Raw genomic sequence first — 17860 nt, 5'->3', positions numbered from 1 at the left:
GCCCCACGGAGCAGACGGAGCGGTACACGCACGAACGGCACGGAAGCGGTACACGCACGAACGGCACGGAAGCGGTACGGGCATGAACGGCACGGAAGCAGTACGAGCATGAGCGGCACGACGATGAGCGGCACCGGCACGGACAGCACCGGCAGCGACAGCACCGGTGTGATCCTCACCGTCACCCCCAACCCCTCCCTGGACCGCACCTACGAGGTCCCCTCCCTCGACCGCGGCGAGGTCGTCCGAGCCACCGGCGAACGGATGGACCCGGGCGGCAAGGGCGTGAACGTCTCACGCGCCGTCGCGGCCGCCGGGCGGCGCACGGTCGCCGTCCTGCCCCTCGGAGGCGCGCCCGGCGCGCTCGTCGCCGACCTGCTCGACGCCCAGGGCATCGAGGTCGCGCCGGTGCCGGTCGCCGGCGCCACCCGCTCGAACATCGCGCTCGCCGAGTCCGACGGCGTCCTCACGAAGATCAACGCGCCGGGCCCGGAACTGTCCGAGGCCGAGCAGGAACTGCTCCTGGAGACCGTGCGCGAGCAGTCGCGCGACGCCGACTGGATCGCCTGCTGCGGCAGCCTGCCCCGCGGGCTCGCGCCGTCCTGGTACGCCGAGGTCGTCGCCCGGGCACACGCCGGGGGCGCCCGTATCGCCCTGGACACCTCGGGGCGCGCGCTCCTCGAAGCGCTGGGCGAGCGGCCCGACGTGGTGAAGCCGAACGCCGAGGAGCTCGCGGAAGCCGTCGGACGCCCCCTGGCGACGGTGGGCGACGCGGTGAAGGCCGCCGAGGAACTGCGGGAGATGGGCGCTCGCGCCGTGCTCGCGAGCCTCGGCGCCGACGGACAGCTGCTGGTGGAGGACGCGGGCACCTGGTTCGCGAGCGCGCGGGTCGACGTCGTCCGCAGCAATGTGGGGGCGGGTGACTCCTCCCTCGCCGGATTCCTCATCGCCGGCGGCCGCGGTCCGGGGGCGCTCGCCTCCGCCGTCGCCCATGGCGCGGCGGCCGTCCAGCTGCCCGGCAGCGTGATGCCGACCCCGGGGGATCTGGACCCGGCGGCGGTGACGGTCACGGCAGAGGTGCCGGTGGACCGCGAACTGAAGGAGCCCGTGTCATGACGTCGCTTCTGTCGCTTCTCTTAGTCGGCACGTGCTCCGAGCACCCCATGCGGCCCGGCCGCCCCGCCGACACCCTCACCTCCCCCCACCTCACCCCCGTCCCCACCCTCGCCCACCCCGCACCCCGGGCGATACGCGTGCGAAGGAGCCCGCGATGAGCGACATGATCACCGCGGACCTGGTCGATCTCGACCTGTCCGCCGAGACCAAGGAAGCGGCGGCACGGTCGCTCGCCGCACGCATGGTGACCCTGGGCCGGGTGACCGACCTGGAGGGCTTCCTCGCCGATGTGGCCGCCCGTGAGGCCCAGATGCCGACCGGCCTCGACGGCGGTATCGGCATCCCGCACTGCCGCAGCGCGCACGTCACCGAGCCGACGCTCGCCTTCGGGCGCAGCACCGCCGGGATCGACTTCGGCGCGGCGGACGGCCCCGCCGACCTGATCTTCCTGATCGCCGCGCCCGCCGGTGCCGACGACGCCCACCTCACGATCCTGTCCTCCCTGGCCCGGCAGCTGATGAACGGCGAGTTCACGGACGCGCTGCGGTCGGTGCGGGACACGGCGGCCGCGGCGGCCCTGATCCGCGGCGACGAGGTCCCGGCCGGTGCGGCACCCGCGGACCGGGCTCCGGCCGGCGAGGCGACGGCGGGGCAGGCTCCGGCCGCCGAGGCCGCGGGCACCTCCGAAGACTCCGTGGCGGCGTCGGTGGCGGCCTCCGCCGACGCCGCCACGGCCAACACCCCCGAGACACCCGGCCCGGCGTCCGGCGGGCCCGCGCGTCCCTTCCGGATCGTCGCCGTCACCTCCTGCCCGACCGGCATCGCCCACACCTACATGGCCGCCGAGTCCCTGGAGAACGCCGGCCGCGAGGCGGGCGTCGAGGTGACCGTGGAGACCCAGGGCTCGGCCGGCTTCACCCGGCTCGACCCGGCCGTCGTCGCCGCGGCGGACGGCGTGATCTTCGCCCATGACGTCCCCGTGCGCGACAAGGACCGCTTCGCCGGGAAGCCCACCGTCGACGTCGGCGTGAAGGCGGGCATCAACCGCCCCGCCGAGCTGATCGCCGAGGTGCGCGGAAAGGCCGAGCGCGGCGAGGTGAGCGCCGGCTCCGCGCCGGGTACGCCGGTGGAGCGCGCCGGTGACTCCTCCGAGGGCTACGGCACCAAGCTCCGCAAGTGGCTGATGTCCGGCGTCAGTTACATGGTCCCGTTCGTCGCCGCCGGCGGTCTGCTCATCGCCCTCGGCTTCGCGATCGGCGGCTACAAGATCAACAAGGCGCCGTCGGTCATGGACCACTTCCTGTGGACCCAGGCCGACAGCTGGGCCGCGCTGCTCTTCCAGATCGGCGTCGTCTCCTTCGGCTTCCTGGTCCCGGTCCTGGCCGGCTACATCGCCTACGGGATGGCCGACCGCCCCGGTCTCGTTCCGGGCTTCGTCGGCGGCGCGATCTCCGTCACCATCAACGCGGGCTTCCTCGGCGGTCTCGCGGCCGGTCTGATCGCCGGCGGTGTGGTGCTGTCGATCCAGAAGGTGAAGATCCCGGCGGCGGTGCGCGGCATCATGCCGGTGGTGGTGATCCCGCTGATCTCCTCGGCGATCGTCGGGTTCCTGATGTTCGTCGTCATCGGCAAGCCCATCGCCTCCGCGCAGAAGGCCCTGACCGACGGCCTCAACGGCCTCACCGGCACCAACGCCGTCCTGCTGGGCGCCCTGCTCGGCCTGATGATGTGCTTCGACCTCGGCGGCCCGGTCAACAAGGTCGCGTACACCTTCGCCACCGCCGGCATCGCGGTCGCCAGCCCCAGCGACTCCGCGATGAAGATCATGGCCGCGGTTATGGCCGCCGGTATGGTCCCGCCGCTGGCGATGGCCCTGGCCACCACCGTGCGCGGAAGGCTCTTCACCCAGACCGAGCGCGAGAACGGCAAGGCCGCCTGGGTCCTCGGTGCCTCCTTCATCTCCGAGGGCGCGATCCCGTTCGCGGCGGCCGACCCGCTGCGCGTGATCCCGGCCTCGATGGTGGGCGGCGCGGTCACCGGCGCCCTGTCGATGGCCTTCGGCGCCACCCTGCGCGCTCCGCACGGCGGCATCTTCGTGGTCCCGCTGATCGGCAACCCGTTCCTCTACCTGGTCGCCATCGCGGCGGGCGTCTGCGTCACCACGGCCCTGGTCGTCGTCCTCAAGGGCCTGCGCAAGCCGGCCGCCGGCACCACGGCCCCGACGGCGGCCGAGGGCGGCGCGGCCGCCAGGACGGCCGAGGCGAAGCAGCCGGTCGCGGCGTGACGCCGGGCGTCCGCCCCTGGTCGACTCATCAGCGATACAACTCATTCGCGCCGTATAGGTCATTCACGTGATCTGTGCGACCTGCGAGATACGTCACGGTCCGGGGCGCAAGTCCCGGACCGTGGTGTGTACTGGACCGCATGCCGCTGCACCTCACGATCCCCCAGCTGGCGGGGCTGACCCTCCTTGCCCTGGCCTCCGTCGCCTGGCTGATCGGCATGAACCGCATGCTGCGCCGCATCCGCTCACGGGAGGCCGCCCTGCCGGGCCTCGCCGCCCCCGCCACGCCTGTCGTTCTCACGGTCCCCGAGGTCGCCGAGGCCCTCCCGCGCCCGGAGGAGGCCTTCCCGCACCGGGAGGCCGTCGAACTGACCCCCGCCGAGAAGGACGCCTTCGCCGGGCTCGTACGACAGCTCGACGGCGGCCGCTGAGGGAAGCCGGGTCAGGAGACCCGCGCCGCCCGCCGCTCCATCGCCTCGCGGGCCTCGGCCTCGGACGGATACACCTCGCACATGTGCCGGCCGTCCGGCGTCGCCGTGTGCTCGACCTCCCACAGGGAGATCTCCTGGCCGTCCCGCAGCAGGAACGCGTGCTCGTAGAGCGAGTAGCCCAGCCCGATACGCCCCGCACGGCACGGGCGCCCGAAGGCCTGGGTGATCTGGTGCGCGAAGGCCGTCCTCAGCAGCGCGGCGGTGTCCGCGCCCGGCCGGTCGGTGTTCTCCGCGCGGCGCAGCAGCCGCCGCGCGTGGTCCGCCGAGTCGTCCGGCACATACACGTGCCGGGGTGCGAGGACCGGCGAGAGCTGCACCGTCACCGGCAGCTCGAAGTCCGGCGCGTCCGCCGGGAGCGGCAGCCGGGCCGTGGCCGCGCGCAGCTCCTCCTCGTCGACGTACACCTCGTGCTGCGGTTCGCTGCCCGGTGTGGGGTTGTGGACCAGCTCCCACAGGGTGAGTGCGCATCCGTCGGCCAGCAGCCAGGTGTGCCGGTAGGTCTCGCGGTGCAGGCCCGCGCTGTGGTGCGCGGAGTGCAGCGAGCTGTCATGGGCCAGTGCGCAGTCGAGCCGCCGCACGCATTCGTCGGGCAGCTCGAACGAGTTCAGGGCACGACCGAGCAGTCGCGCGAGGTGCTCCTCCGGAGACTCGGGCGACTCGGCTGGTTCGTACGCTGCGGTCTCGTACGGAACGCTCAAGGTTTCTCCCGGCGTTGCTGCATGTCACCTTGTGGGTGCATACCGTAGCCCCTCGGTCGGACATCATGTCCGGGAACCGAGAAAACGTACGCCGTGAAAACGGCCGGGCCGCGTGAAATGTTCCCACGCGGCCCGATGATCCGTCAGAAACCGCCGGTCGGAGGCCGGTTCCGGGTCAGGTGGCGCTTCCGGCCGTCCACTGCGACCACGGCAGGTTCCACCCGTTGAGCCCGTTGTCCGGCGTCACCGTCTTGTCCGGGGAGTTCTTCACGATCACGACGTCCCCGATCAGCGAGTTGTCGTAGAACCACTTGGCCGGGGTGTCTCCCTGCGCGCCCTGCGCGTCCGCGAGCCCCACGCAGCCGTGGCTGGTGCCCTCCCGGCCGAACGGCGGATTGCCCTTGTTGTACCAGTAGTTGCCGTGGATGAAGGTGCCCGACTGCGTCAGACGCATCGCGTGCGGCACGTCCGGGATGTCGTACTCCCCGCCGAGACCCACCGTCCGGCTGTTCATCCGCGTCTGCGTGAACTTCTCCGAGATCACCATCTGGCCGTTGTACGTCGTGTGCTGCGGGCTGCCCGCCGAGATCGGGACGCTCTTCAGCGTCTGCCCGTCCCGCACCACCGTCATGGTCTGCGTGTTCACGTCCACCGTGGAGACCTGCGAGCGGCCGATCGTGAAGGTCACCGTCTTCTTCTGCACCCCGAAGACACCGTTCGCGCCCTCCACGCCGTCCAGGTCGATCTTCATCGTGACCTTGGAACCGGCCTTCCAGTACTCCTCGGGCCGGAAGTCCAGACGCTGCGCCCCGAACCAGTGCCCCACCACCTGCTGGCCGCTGCTGGAGGTGACCGTGATGTGCGACTGCACGTCCTTCTGCTTGCTGATCGCCTTGTCGAACGTGAACGACACCGGCATCCCGACACCCACCGTCGTGCCGTTGTCCGGGGTGTACGTGCCGATGAAGCTGCCGGACGAAGTGACCGTGGTGAAGATCGAGTTGGCGGCCGCCGTCTTGCCGTTCGTGTCCTTGGCGGTCGCCGATATCTCGTACTTCGTCCCGCGCTCCAGCTGTTCCTTCGGCTTCCAGCTGCTGCCGTCGGCGGACAGGGTGCCCGGCACGGACTGGCCGCCGCCCGCCACCGTCATCGTCACCTCGGTGAGCCGGCCGTCGCTCACCTTCACACCCGTCGCGTTGATGGACGCGCCCGTCGAGCCGTCCTTCGCCGAGATCACGATCTTCGCGGAGGACGTCTTGGCGGACTCGCCGCCGCCCTTGGAGTCGTCGTTGTCGGCGTTGGCGCTGCCGCCGCAGGCGGTCAGGGTCAGTGCGCCGACCATGAGGGCGGCACAGGCCCCCAGGACGCGCCGCGCTGCTGTGTCCGGCGTTGTCACGGGCTGCTCCAGCTTCGTGTGATGTGCGGAATCCGGTGTGATCCGCTCCAGTACGTGGAGAAGGAGGGATCGGGTAGCCGGTGGGGTTCCCTCCCTTTCGTCATGAACACCATCACGTGACAGAACCAGGACAATCGCCTGTCCCTCCAGGCCCTTCCCCCGGCACCGGAGGACACTGGCCGGCATGACAGTTGACGCTCTGACGGACGTCGCCGGTCTGCGGGTGGGACACGCCTCGCGCACCGGCGGCGGTTGGCTCACCGGCACGACGGTCGTGCTCGCACCGCAGGGCGGCGCCGTCGCCGCCGTGGACGTGCGCGGCGGCGGCCCCGGCACCAAGGAGACCGACGCGCTCGATCCCCGCAACCTGGTGCAGCGGGTCGAGGCGATCGTGCTGACCGGCGGCAGCGCCTACGGGCTGGACGCGGCGTCCGGAGTCATGGCCTGGCTGGAGGAGCGGGGGCGCGGCGTGCCCGTCGGCCCGGACCCCGCGCACGTCGTGCCGGTGGTGCCCGCCGCCTGTGTCTTCGACCTCGGTCGGGGCGGCGACTTCTCGGCCCGCCCGGACGCGGCCACCGGCCGGACGGCCGTCGAGGCGGCCGCGGCGAGCGAGCCGGGCGCCCCGGTGCCGCAGGGGTGCGTGGGGGCCGGCACGGGCGCCGTCGTCGGGCTGATGAAGGGCGGCGTCGGCAGCGCGAGCACCGTCCTCGACTCGGGGGTCACCGTGGCCGCCCTGGTGGTGGCCAACGCGGCGGGGTCGGTGACGGATCCGGAAACGGGCGTGCTGTACGGGGAGCTGTTCCAGGGGCGTGTCGAGTACCCGCAGGCGCGGGTGCACGAGGCCGCGCGCCGGCGCCTCGCCGAGAGCGCCGCGAAGAACGCCCCTCCTCCGCTGAACACCACGCTCGCGGTGGTCGCCACCGACGCGGACCTGACGAAGGCCCAGGCCCAGAAGCTGGCCGGCACGGCGCACGACGGCATCGCGCGCGCCGTACGCCCGGTGCATCTGCTCCACGACGGGGACACGGTGTTCACGCTGGCCACCGGCACACGCCCACTCGGCTCCACACACCCGCTCGCCCTGAACGACCTCCTCGCCGCGGGCGCGGACATGGTGACCCGCGCGATCGTGCGCGCCGTACGCGCGGCCGAGCCGACGGAGGGGGCCGGGGGCGCCTGGCCCTCGTACACGGAGTTGTACGGGGGGTAGGGGAGGGGCGAGCACGGGCGGAGGGCGGGAGACGGACGGCGGACCGCGGAGGGCGGACGGCGGAGGGCGGACGTAGGGAAGTGGCCGGGGCCGGCGAGGGGCCGGTGCGGGGTTACAGCGCCGCGCCCGAGGTCCGTGCCCGCTTCGTCCGTGCCGCTGTCCGGGCCGTCAGGGTCGTCCCGGTCGCCACCGCCCCCGCCGCCACCAGGCCGGCCGCGAGGACCGCCCACTCGCCGAGGAAGGTGCAGCAGATCACCAGCAGCGCGGTGACCGGCAGTACCAGCTGCTGGCCCAGTCCCACCTTGAAGTGGCGGGCGTGCAGCGCCCACACGGCGAGCAGGTACAGCGCCGTCGGCAGGGTCACGGCGGCCGACGCGGAGAGCGTCGAGAGATGGGCCGCGCCGACCGTCTGCTCGACCGCCACCTCCAGGCCCGCGCCGATCGCGGCGGCCGAGGCGAAGACGACGTAGTGACCGTAGCCCCACAGGAACGACTGCCTGTTGGAGCGCAGATGGCCGTGGATGGGCACCGCGAAGTAGATCCACCAGGCGGCGAAGATGATCAGCAGTCCGCCGACGGCGATCGGGAGCAGCTCGTCCAGGGCGTCGTTCTCGTCGATGCCGGTCTTCACGGCGATCGTCGCCGCCGCGACCGTCTCGCCCAGCACGATGATCGTGAACAGTCCGTAGCGTTCGGCGATGTGGTGCGGATGCCAGGACGTCGGATGGTCCTTCTCCGCGTAGAGCGGCACACACATCTCCAGCACCGCCATCACCAGGAACACCCACGGCCTGCCGTGCTCGGGCAGGATCAGCAGCCCCAGCCAGCCGACCTGGCAGAGCAGTACGCCACCGGCGTACCGCAGCGCCGTCGTTCTCTCCGCGCCCTCGCTCGACAGCGCCACGCGCAGCCACTGCGTGCTCATCGCGAGCCGCATGATCACATAGCCCAGCCAGACGGCCAGGAAGTCGTGGTCCTCGAACGCCCGTGAGACACCGGCCGCGAGGACCAGGACACCGGCGATCTGCACCAGCGTCACGACCCGGTAGAGGACGTCGTCGTTGTCGTACGCCGAGGCGAACCAGGTGAAGTTCATCCAGGCCCACCAGATGGCGAAGAAGACCATCGCGTAGTTGAGGATGCCCTCCCCGGCGTGGGACTCGGCCACGGCGTGCACCAGCTGGGCACCCGCCTGGGCGATGGCCACCACGAAGCACAGGTCGAAGAAGAGCTCGAGCGGTGAGGCCACTCGGTGCGCCTCGCCGCGTCCGCGGGCGGTGAGCCGGCGCAGGGGTCTGGCGTGGACGGGCGGACCTGAGGGACCTGAGGGAGAGGCCGGCGGCGTGGAGCTGGACGTCATGCGTCCCAGCACAGCAGATAACCGGCGGAAAATCTTGCGGGCGAGCGCACGATTCCCCAGGGGGCACCGCACCCGTGGAAGGGCTGGTCAGGGGCCTCTGGCGGAGGCGCGGAGGGGGTTCTCGGGGCGGGGGACCGTACTCTGGAGGCATGAGCACCCCCGCCGCCGCCCCCGAGCCGCGCGACCCGAAGCCCGCGCTGATCTTCGACGATCCGCTGGACCAGCAGTCCTCGGACGACACGGACCGCGGCTGGGGCGAGCGGCCGGGCTCGTCCGGCGACAGCGCGGCCGACCTGAAGCGCTTCCTGGACGAGAAGCCGCCGCACCACATCTGAAGGGCCCGGCGGAGCGGCGTCCGCGGGGCCCCTCGCGGTGTCGCTACCGTTCGCTGTGGCCCGAGCCGCGCTGGGCGATCAGTGCGTCGCGGATCTCCTTGAGCACCTCCAGCTCGGTCACCTCGATGATCTCGTGGGTGCCCTCCTTCGCCTTCCGGCGGGCCTCCTGCTTGGCCAGGTACTTCGACATGGGCAGGACCATCAGGAAGTAGACGACCGCCGCCGTGATCACGAAGGTGAGGGTGGCGCTGAGCACCGTTCCCCACAGGATCGGTACGCCGCTGACCACCGTGCCGTCCGCCGCGACCTTGCACGGGTCCTTGAGACACGAGCTGTAGCCGTCGAGGTTCTTGGTGCCGATCGCGCCGACCAGCGGATTGATGATGCCCTTCACCACCGAGTTCACGATGTTCGTGAACGCGGCGCCGATGACCACCGCGACCGCCAGGTCCACGACGTTCCCGCGCATCAGGAAGGCTTTGAAGCCCTGCAAGATGCCCGGTTCCTTCTTCTGGCTCACCTCGGGGACACTCCTCGTCTGCACAGGTTGTGGAACGAACAGCTCCGCAACCTACGTCAATCAGTGCCCGGCGTGTCCAACGGGGTAGCTCGAACGAGGCACTTGACAGCCCGGCCCGCAGCAGCCGTACGACGAGGCTCACCACAGGGTCACCGCCAGCCGGGCCGTCGCGCTCGCACCCGCCAGGCGTGCGGCGGTGGAACGGGGTACGGACAGGACGACCAGCGCGCCGCTGTCACCGGCGCCGACGGAGCCGGAGGGGTCCAGCGGCTCGGGCACCTTCGTCACCAGGGCGCCGCGCGCGACCACCTCGGCCTCGCCGCCCGACGCCGTCCGCTCGGCGGCGATCACGTCGACCCGGTCGCCCGGGCGCAGCAGCCGGACCGTGGCCGCGTCGGCGATCCGCACCGGTGCCGTCACCTTCCCCGCGGTGCGCGGGGAGTGGGCCGGGGTGCGCGCCGACGACCGGGTGTGGGCGGGTGGGCCCTCGCCGTCGCCCGGGTGTCCCCGTGCGGGCACGCCGTTCTGCGGGCCGGCGGCCACCAGCGCGGCGGCGGTGACGGCGAGGCCGGCCGCGAGGGCCCGTCGCCGGTTCCGTACGAGCCGGCCCAGCCGGTGGCGGCCGCCGTGGACGCGGACGGGATCGAAGGGCGGCACGACACATGGGGGCGGCACGGGGTGCGGGGGAGGACGAAGGGACAACGGGATCACCACCTGCGACGAGGAATCGGTCTGCGAAGCCACGATGACGCTTCGCGCCGCCCCTCGCCGGAGCCGGTGGACCACCGCCCGGTTGTGGACAACTCCCTCACTCGAACGACGAGTTCCGCTGCCGCCTCCGACGCCGGCCCCTACGGCAGCTCGAACCCCGGATTCAGACCACCCAACGCCCCCGTGCACAGGCAGCCCCGGTCCTCGTTGGCCGGCAACTCGGCCACCGCGTCGAACAGGACTCCCCGCAGCCGGTCCACGTTCGCCGCGAACACCCGCAGCACCTCCTCGTGGGACACGCCCTCGCCGGACTCGGCGCCCGCGTCGAGGTCGGTGACCAGGGTCAACGATGTGTAGCAGAGTTCGAGTTCACGGGCGAGCGCCGCCTCCGGATGGCCGGTCATACCGACCACCGACCAGCCCTGCGCCTGGTGCCACAGCGATTCCGCACGCGTCGAGAACCGCGGCCCCTCGATCACGACGAGCGTCCCGCCGTCCACCGCCTCCCACTCCTGCCCGCGCGCCGCCTTCAGCGCGGCCGCGCGTCCCGTGGGGCAGTAGGGGTCGGCCAGGGACACATGCACCACGTTGGGCACGGTGCCGTCGGGCAGGGGCAGCCCGTCGAAGTAGGTGCCGCCCCGGGACTTCGTACGGTCGACCAGCTGGTCGGGGACGAGCAGCGTGCCGGGCCCGTACTCGGGGCGCAGGCCGCCCACCGCGCACGGGCCGAGGATCTGGCGCGCCCCGACCGAGCGCAGCGCCCACAGGTTGGCCCGGTAGTTGATGCGGTGGGGCGGCAGATGGTGGCCGCGTCCGTGCCGGGGCAGGAAGGCGACCCGCCGGCCGGCGATCTCACCGAGGAAGAGGGAGTCGCTGGGCGCGCCGTAGGGGGTGTCCACCTGGATCTCGGTCACGTCGTCGAGGAACGAGTAGAAGCCCGAGCCGCCGATTACGCCGATCTCTGCGTTCGCCATGCCCAGCACACTAGCTCGCGCCGTTCACGCCCCGCGCCCGCCCAGGGGAAACGCCGGGAAACGCCCGCGCCGGCCCACCGGGACGCCCGTCCGCCGGAAAACACCGAGGACCCTGCCGTCGTACGACGGCAGGGTCCCGGACGGAAGCCCTACGCGGCGGAGGTGCCCGCCGAGGTGCCCGCGCTCGACGACTTCGAGTCCGAGGAGGACGAAGACGACGACGAAGAGGACGCCGACGACGAGTCGGAGGACGACGTCGACGACTTCGACGACGCCGGCGAGCTGCTCGACGAGGAGCCGCGGCTGTCGTTGCGGTAGAAGCCGGAGCCCTTGAAGACGATGCCGACGGCGGAGAACACCTTCTTGAGGCGGCCACTGCAGTTGGGGCACTCGGTCAGGGCATCGTCGGTGAACTTCTGCACCGCCTCGAGGCCCTCGCCGCACTCGGTGCACTGGTACTGGTAGGTCGGCACTGTCTTCCTCCTGGCACTCTCACTCATTGAGTGCTAACGACGATCCATACTGACGTATTCCCGGGGATCAGTCCACTGTCACCGGCACGCGGTGACCGACGCCACGTGCGACGGTGCGTCCTCGGGGGCGGGTCTCCAGCCGTGAGCGCAGGGCCAGCAGGGTCGCCAGGGCGAGCAGGGTGCCGCCCATCGGGACCAGGAAGCCCGCGCCGCCCCAGAAGCGGTCCTCCAGCTGCCCGGCGACCGTCACGGCCGCCGCCTGGCCGAGCGCCACGGCGCCGGTCAGCCAGGTGAACGCCTCGGTCCGCGCCCCGGCCGGGACGAGGCCCTCGACCAGGGTGTAGCCGGTGATCAGCGCGGGCGCGATGCACATGCCGACCAGAAGGCCGAGGCCGGCCAGCACGAGCACCGAGTGCGCGGCCCACAGGCCGGACGCCGTCAGCGCGAGGGCGGCATAGCCGACGACGAGGCGGTGCTGCGGGGCGGTTTTCCAGGCGATCGCGCCGCAGACCAGGCCGGAGAGCATGTTGCCGGCGGCGAAGGTGCCGTACAGGACGCCGTTGAGGCCGGGCTCGCCGATCGACTCGGTGAACGCGGCCAGCGAGACCTGCATGCCGCCGAAGACCGAGCCGATGCCGAGGAAGGTCACGATCAGCACGCGCACGCCGGGGATGCGCAGGGCGGAGGTGTGCTCCACGTGCGCGTGCCCGGCCGCGGCGACCGTGGGCTGGGTGCTCTTCTGCGCGGCGAACAGCAGACCGCCGATCAGGGTCAGCGAGGCCTCCGTGATCAGACCGGCCGCCGGGTTCACGGCGGTGCACAGGGCGGTCGCCAGCAGCGGGCCGAGGACGAAGGTCAGCTCGTCGGTGACGGACTCGAAGGCCGCGGCGGTGGTCATCAGCGGCGAGCCCTTCAGCCGCACGCCCCAGCGGGCCCGGACCATGGGCCCGACCTGCGGGACCGAGGCGCCCGTGGGCACGGCGGCCACGAACAGCGCCCACAGGGGGGCGTGCGCCAGCGCGAGCGCCGTGAGGGTGAGGCCCGACACGGTGTGCACGAGCACGCCGGGGATCAGCACCGCGCGCTGCCCGTGGCGGTCGGCGAGGCGGCCGCTGTACGGCGCGAACAGCGCCATGGAGACGCCGGTGACCGCGGCGGCGGCGCCGGCCGCGCCGTAGGAGCCGGTGGTGTGCTGCACGAGCAGCACGATGGAGATGGTGAGCATCGCGAACGGCTGGCGGGCTGCGAAGCCGGGCAGCAGGAATGTCCAGGCGCCGCGGGTGCGCAGCAGTTGTCCGTATCCCGGACGGGCGGGAGCCGGCGAGTCCTTCGACTGCTTCGACGGCTCGGAGGTGACCGTGGATGCCACGGCCCGTGCCTTTCTGCCGCCTGGTAGCGCGCCCGTGCGGGGGCGCCGAGAGCTGTCCTCTTGCGCTACTGCGGTAGATACCGGTGCCACTGACGAGGACGTCCCGGCCGCCATACGGTCGCGCCAGCTCTGCGTCAGGCAGAGTTGGTTCGATCAAAGTGCGCCTTCATCGTACAGGGGTCACTGATCCTCGTACCTGTGAAAATGAGCACCAAGATGCCTCCGGGCCTCTGAATGGCATCCGTGTGAACAGGACGAAACACGCACTTAACGCGCGTCCTCAGTGCACGTTGCCGTTCGTGCCCAGCCAGCCCGCGAGCTTGCCGCCGTGGCCGACGGCGCGCAGCCGTCGCTCGGCCGCGTCCCGGACGGGGTCGGTGGCGACGACGAGGAGTTCGTCGCCGTGCCGCAGGACGGTCGTGGGCAGCGGCACGAACGACGTCCCGTCGCGCACGACCAGGGTGACGGCGGCCCCGGCCGGCATCCGCAGCTCGTTGACCTCGACGCCGTGCATCTTCGAGCCCTCGGGGATCGCGACCGACAGCAGATGTCCGCGCAGCCGCTCCAGGGGCGCCGACTCGATGCCGAGGTCGGCGGCCTCGCTGCCGTCGCCCAGCCGGAGCTTGCGGGCCAGCCAGGGCAGCGTCGGACCCTGGACCAGGGTGTAGACGACGACCAGCACGAAGACGATGTTGAAGATGCGGCGGCTGGCGTCGACGCCCTGCACCATGGGGATCGTCGCCAGGATGATGGGGACCGCGCCGCGCAGCCCGGCCCAGGACATCAGCGTCTGCTCCTGCCACGGCACCCGGAACGGCGTCAGGCACAGCACCACGCTCAGCGGCCGCGCCACCATGGTCAGCACCAGCCCGATGACGAGCGCGGGCCACACGTCGTCGCCCAGCTCGTGCGGGGTGACCAGAAGGCCGAGCAGCACGAACATGCCGATCTGGGCGATCCAGCCGAGCCCTTCGGCGAACCCGCGCGTGGCGGGCCAGTGCGGCAGCTTGGCGTTGCCCATGGCCATGGAGGCGAGGTAGACGGCCAGGAAGCCGCTGCCGTGCGCCATCGCGCCCGCCGCGTACGCGGTGACCGCGATCGCCATGACGGCGATCGGGTAGAGGCCGGAGGCGGGCAGCGCGACGTGCCGCAGCCCCCAGGAGCCCAGCCAGCCCACCGCGAGGCCGATGGCCGCGCCGATGGCCAGCTCCAGCGCTATCTCGCCGATCAGGACGTACCAGTGCTCGACGGGGCCCGAGGTGGAGAAGGAGACCACCAGGATGACCACCGGGGCGTCGTTGAAGCCGGACTCGGCCTCCAGGGTGCCCGTCACGCGCGCGGGCAGGGGGATCCGGCGCAGGACGGAGAAGACCGCCGCGGCGTCCGTCGAGGAGACGACCGCTCCGATGATGAGCGCCTGCCGCCACTCCAGGCCGATGAGATAGTGCGCGCCCGTCGCCGTGACGCCCACGCTCACCGCGACCCCGGCCAGCGCCAGCGCGGAGGCGGCCGGCAGGGCCGGCTCGATCTCCTTCCACTTCGTGCTCAGACCGCCCTCGGCGAGGATCACGACCAGGGCCGCGTAGCCGATGACCTGGGTGAGCTCGGCGTTGTCGAACTTGATGTCGCCGATGCCGTCCTGGCCCATGAGGACACCGATGCCCAGGTACACGAGCAGGCTGGGGAGTCCGCTGCGCGAGGAGATCCGGACCGCGGCGACGGCGACGAGCAGGACGAGCGAGCAGACGAGCAGGAGCTGGTTGAGGTCGTGGACAGTCAGCGGCGGTTCCCTTCCCTGGCGCGCACTCATCCCGCGCGTGGGAGCACATCTCCCTATGGGACACGAAAAGGCGCGTCCCGGGCCCAACTACTTCGTTACCTTACCTAACTCTTGACGATTTCTTGACGCTCGGCGAGGCAGGATCGAACATCCTTCCGTGCTGGTTCCCTACTCCGAGTCAAGTGGCGCGAGGCCCTGCGCCTATGGTTGCTCCAGCACTCCAGGACCGCCTGCCGCTCGCGTTAGGACAGCAAGGACAGCGATGCCCCCCAACACCACCGCCACAACGGGTGACAAGCCCGGCAAGTCCGGCAGGAAGAAGGGGCGCAAAGCCCGTCTTATCGTGCTTGTACTGGTGCTGGCCGTGATCGGCGGCATCGGTTTCAGCGGGTACTGGTCGATCAGTACCGTCCGGGCCTCGTTCCCGCAGACCAAGGGTTCGATCACGCTCCAGGGCCTTTCGGGGCCCGTCGACGTGAAGCGGGACGGGTACGGCATCCCGCAGATCTACGCCTCCTCCGACGAGGACCTCTTCATGGCGCAGGGCTATGTCCAGGCGCAGGACCGGTTCTACGAGATGGACGTGCGCCGGCACATGACGTCCGGCCGTCTGTCGGAGATGTTCGGCGAGAGCCAGGTCGACAACGACGAATTCCTGCGCACCCTGGGCTGGGACCGTGTCGCCAAGGAGGAGTACGACGACAAGCTGTCGGACTCCACGAAGAAGTACCTCCGGGCCTACGCCGAGGGGGTCAACGCCTACCTCGCGGGCAAGGACGCCGAGGAGATCTCCCTCGAATACGCGGCGCTCGGCTTCGTCAACGACTACAAGCCGGCCGAGTGGACCCCCGTCGACTCGGTCTCCTGGCTGAAGGCGATGGCCTGGGACCTGCGCGGCAACATGCAGGACGAGATCGACCGCGCCCTGATGACCAGCCGCCTCGGCCCGCAGCAGATCGCCGACCTGTACCCGGACTACCCGTACAAGGTCGACGGCGAGTCGAACACGATCGTCCAGGACGGCGAGTACAGCACGCTGAACGAGGCGTTCGAGGCGAGCGACGGCACGAGCGGCTCCGGTGACGGCTCCGGCGACGGGTCGGGCACGAGCGGCACGTCCGGCGCCACGGGCACGTCCGGCTCCTCGGACGCCTCGGGTACCTCCTCGGACACCTCGGGCCTCCAGGGCCAGCTGATCGGCCTCTACGACGTCCTGGACGACCTGCCGACGGCCGTGGGTGTGAACGGCAACGGCATCGGCTCGAACTCCTGGGTCGTCTCCGGGGCCCACACGATCACCAACAAGCCCCTGCTGGCCAACGACCCGCACCTGTCGGCCTCGCTGCCCTCCGTCTGGTACCAGATGGGCCTGCACTGCCGCACGGTCTCCAGCAAGTGCCAGTACGACGTCACCGGCTACACCTTCGCGGGCATGCCCGGCGTGATCATCGGCCACAACCAGGACATCTCCTGGGGCATGACCAACTCCGGCGCCGACGTCACCGACCTCTACCTGGAGAAGCTCTCCGGCGACGGTTACCAGTACGACGGCAAGGTGAAGCCCTTCACCACGCGTGAGGAGACCATCAAGGTCGCCGGCGGTGACGCCAAGAAGATCGTCGTCCGTGAGACCCAGGACGGCATGCCCCTGCTGTCCGACCGCAGCAAGGAACTGGTGAAGGTCGGCCAGAAGGCCACCGTCGACAACGCGGCGCCGGACCGCGGCGACGGCTACGGCATCGCCCTGAAGTGGACCGCGCTGGACGCGGGCAACACGATGGACGCCGTCTTCGCCATGGACAAGGCGAAGGACTGGGACGGCTTCCGGAACGCGGCCGAGAAGTTCGACGTGCCCTCGCAGAACCTGGTCTACGCGGACACCGACGGCAACATCGGCTACCAGCTGCCCGGCCGCATCCCCACGCGCGCGAAGGGCGACGACGGTTCCGTCCCGGTCGCGGGCTGGGAGTCGAAGAACCAGTGGACCGGCCAGATCGAGTTCGACGAGCTGCCCTACGAGTTCAACCCGAAGCGCGGCTACATCGTCACCGCCAACCAGGCCGTGATCGACCCGGACAAGTACCCCTACACCCTCACCACGGACTGGGGATACGGCACCCGCAGCCAGCGGATCACCGAGCTGATCAAGAACAAGATCAAGGGTGGCGGCAAGATCTCCACCGACGACATGCGCCAGATGCAGACGGACAACTCCAGTGAGATCGCCCAGGAGCTGGTGCCCGACCTGCTGAAGATCAACATCGACGACCCGGACGTCCGCGAGGCGCAGGAACTGCTCCAGAACTGGGACTTCGTCCAGGACGCCGACTCGGCGGCGGCCGCCTACTTCAACGCGGTCTGGCGCAACATCGTCACGCTGGCCTTCGGCAACAAGCTGCCCAAGGAGCTGCGCGTCGAGGGGCAGTGCCTGTGGGTCGACCCGGCCAGCGCGACCAACGCCGTGGACAACACCCAGAAGGTCCGTGAGTGCGGCCAGCGCGAGCCCGACCAGGCGCAGCCGGACGGCGGCGACCGCTGGTTCCAGGTCGTGCGCAACCTCATGGACAAGCCGGACAGCGACTGGTGGACGACGCCCGAGGTGGGCACCCGTGAGGGCGCCGACCACAACCGCGACGACCTGCTCAAGCGCGCCATGGTCGACGCCCGCTGGGAGCTGACCGCGGAGCTCGGCAAGGACATCGACACCTGGAGCTGGGGCCGGCTGCACCGCCTGTTCCTGAAGAACCAGACCCTGGGCACCAGCGGTCCGGAGTTCCTCCAGTACATCCTCAACCGCGGCCCGTGGAAGCTCGGCGGCGGCGAGGCGGCGGTCGACGCGACCGGCTGGAACGCCGCGGGCGGCTACGACGTGGTGTGGGTGCCGTCGATGCGGATGGTGGTCAACCTCGACGACCTCGACAAGTCGAAGTGGATCAACCTCACCGGTGCCTCCGGGCACGCCTTCAGCGCCCACTACACGGACCAGACCGGTAAATGGGCCAGCGGAGAACTGCTCGACTGGTCGTTCTCGAAGAAGGCCGTCGACGACAGCACCAGCGACACCCTGGTGCTCAAGCCCTGAGCGCATGAGCACCTGAGCCACGACGAAGGGACCCTCCACGCGCGCGTGGAGGGTCCCTTCG

The 17860-nt window shown here is 71.0% G+C and carries 15 protein-coding genes; 6 read left to right on the top strand and 9 right to left on the bottom strand.

Annotated features, from left to right (window positions below; translation table 11 throughout):
* The first annotated feature begins 168 nt into the window (after window positions 1-168).
* The 3 genes from pfkB (at window position 169) to IE275_RS22865 (ending at window position 3831) form a co-directional block, all read left to right on the top strand.
* Window positions 169-1116 (top strand): 1-phosphofructokinase, encoded by a 948-nt coding sequence (gene pfkB / locus IE275_RS22875; RefSeq protein ID WP_189713253.1) that lies wholly within the window; start codon window positions 169-171, stop codon window positions 1114-1116.
* 154 nt (window positions 1117-1270) lie between these two features.
* Complete coding sequence (locus IE275_RS22870) at window positions 1271-3400, top strand: PTS fructose transporter subunit IIABC (protein ID WP_189713222.1); 2130 nt, start codon at window positions 1271-1273, stop codon at window positions 3398-3400.
* Window positions 3401-3540: 140 nt separating this feature from the next.
* Window positions 3541-3831 (top strand): hypothetical protein, encoded by a 291-nt coding sequence (locus tag IE275_RS22865; RefSeq protein ID WP_189713221.1) that lies wholly within the window; start codon window positions 3541-3543, stop codon window positions 3829-3831.
* An 11-nt stretch (window positions 3832-3842) separates the two neighbouring features.
* Here IE275_RS22865 and IE275_RS22860 read toward each other — a convergent pair whose 3' ends face one another.
* Window positions 3843-4589, bottom strand: a complete 747-nt coding sequence (locus IE275_RS22860) for a DUF6227 family protein (protein ID WP_189713220.1) — start codon at window positions 4587-4589, stop codon at window positions 3843-3845.
* 175 nt (window positions 4590-4764) lie between these two features.
* A complete protein-coding gene (locus IE275_RS22855) occupies window positions 4765-5985 on the bottom strand; it encodes a L,D-transpeptidase (protein WP_189713219.1) in 1221 nt (406 codons plus the stop codon).
* 184 nt (window positions 5986-6169) lie between these two features.
* Here IE275_RS22855 and IE275_RS22850 point away from each other — a divergent pair, with 184 nt between their 5' ends.
* The gene (locus tag IE275_RS22850; RefSeq protein WP_189713218.1) at window positions 6170-7195 is read left to right on the top strand and encodes a P1 family peptidase; all 1026 of its coding nucleotides are present in this window, start codon (window positions 6170-6172) and stop codon (window positions 7193-7195) included.
* A gap of 112 nt (window positions 7196-7307) precedes the next feature.
* Here the strand turns inward: IE275_RS22850 and IE275_RS22845 are convergent, their stop codons facing one another.
* On the bottom strand, window positions 7308-8555 hold the full coding sequence (locus IE275_RS22845; RefSeq protein ID WP_189713217.1) for a low temperature requirement protein A: 1248 nt from the start codon (window positions 8553-8555) through the stop codon (window positions 7308-7310).
* A gap of 149 nt (window positions 8556-8704) precedes the next feature.
* On the opposite strand from IE275_RS22845, the gene IE275_RS22840 reads away from it, so the two are divergent.
* Entirely contained in the window at window positions 8705-8890 is a 186-nt protein-coding gene (locus IE275_RS22840) for a hypothetical protein (RefSeq protein ID WP_189713216.1), read from the top strand.
* A 43-nt stretch (window positions 8891-8933) separates the two neighbouring features.
* Here the strand turns inward: IE275_RS22840 and mscL are convergent, their stop codons facing one another.
* The 6 genes from mscL to IE275_RS22810 form a co-directional block, all read right to left on the bottom strand.
* Window positions 8934-9410 (bottom strand): large conductance mechanosensitive channel protein MscL, encoded by a 477-nt coding sequence (gene mscL, locus IE275_RS22835; protein ID WP_189713215.1) that lies wholly within the window; start codon window positions 9408-9410, stop codon window positions 8934-8936.
* Between the two features lie 138 nt (window positions 9411-9548).
* Window positions 9549-10067: a CpaB family protein gene (locus IE275_RS22830; RefSeq protein ID WP_189713214.1), complete on the bottom strand. Its 519-nt coding sequence runs from the start codon at window positions 10065-10067 to the stop codon at window positions 9549-9551.
* Between the two features lie 194 nt (window positions 10068-10261).
* On the bottom strand, window positions 10262-11095 hold the full coding sequence (locus IE275_RS22825; RefSeq protein ID WP_189713213.1) for an S-methyl-5'-thioadenosine phosphorylase: 834 nt from the start codon (window positions 11093-11095) through the stop codon (window positions 10262-10264).
* 149 nt (window positions 11096-11244) lie between these two features.
* Window positions 11245-11568: an FmdB family zinc ribbon protein gene (locus IE275_RS22820; protein WP_189713212.1), complete on the bottom strand. Its 324-nt coding sequence runs from the start codon at window positions 11566-11568 to the stop codon at window positions 11245-11247.
* A 67-nt stretch (window positions 11569-11635) separates the two neighbouring features.
* The gene (locus tag IE275_RS22815; protein ID WP_189713211.1) at window positions 11636-12937 is read right to left on the bottom strand and encodes an MFS transporter; all 1302 of its coding nucleotides are present in this window, start codon (window positions 12935-12937) and stop codon (window positions 11636-11638) included.
* Window positions 12938-13217: 280 nt separating this feature from the next.
* Window positions 13218-14747, bottom strand: coding sequence for a potassium/proton antiporter (locus IE275_RS22810; protein WP_189713210.1), 1530 nt, complete (start codon window positions 14745-14747; stop codon window positions 13218-13220).
* Window positions 14748-14979: 232 nt separating this feature from the next.
* On the opposite strand from IE275_RS22810, the gene IE275_RS22805 reads away from it, so the two are divergent.
* Window positions 14980-17799 (top strand): penicillin acylase family protein, encoded by a 2820-nt coding sequence (locus tag IE275_RS22805; RefSeq protein WP_189713209.1) that lies wholly within the window; start codon window positions 14980-14982, stop codon window positions 17797-17799.
* Window positions 17800-17860: the final 61 nt, after the last annotated feature.

The organism is Streptomyces phaeofaciens, assembly GCF_014648915.1.
GTDB classification, from domain to species: Bacteria; Actinomycetota; Actinomycetes; order Streptomycetales; family Streptomycetaceae; genus Streptomyces; species Streptomyces phaeofaciens.
Note: the sequence above shows the minus strand (reverse complement) of the source record. Positions and strands in the feature narration are given on the sequence as shown.

Excerpts from the sequence above, each read along its gene's own strand:
- IE275_RS22870 (WP_189713222.1), top strand. The coding sequence starts at position 1,271 with ATGAGCGACATGATCACCGCGGACCTGGTCGATCTCGACCTGTCCGCC.
- IE275_RS22865 (WP_189713221.1), top strand. The coding sequence starts at position 3,541 with ATGCCGCTGCACCTCACGATCCCCCAGCTGGCGGGGCTGACCCTCCTT.
- IE275_RS22850 (WP_189713218.1), top strand. The coding sequence starts at position 6,170 with ATGACAGTTGACGCTCTGACGGACGTCGCCGGTCTGCGGGTGGGACAC.
- IE275_RS22845 (WP_189713217.1), bottom strand. The coding sequence starts at position 8,555 with ATGACGTCCAGCTCCACGCCGCCGGCCTCTCCCTCAGGTCCCTCAGGT.
- IE275_RS22840 (WP_189713216.1), top strand. The coding sequence starts at position 8,705 with ATGAGCACCCCCGCCGCCGCCCCCGAGCCGCGCGACCCGAAGCCCGCG.
- IE275_RS22825 (WP_189713213.1), bottom strand. The coding sequence starts at position 11,095 with ATGGCGAACGCAGAGATCGGCGTAATCGGCGGCTCGGGCTTCTACTCG.
- IE275_RS22810 (WP_189713210.1), bottom strand. The coding sequence starts at position 14,747 with ATGAGTGCGCGCCAGGGAAGGGAACCGCCGCTGACTGTCCACGACCTC.
- IE275_RS22805 (WP_189713209.1), top strand. The coding sequence starts at position 14,980 with ATGCCCCCCAACACCACCGCCACAACGGGTGACAAGCCCGGCAAGTCC.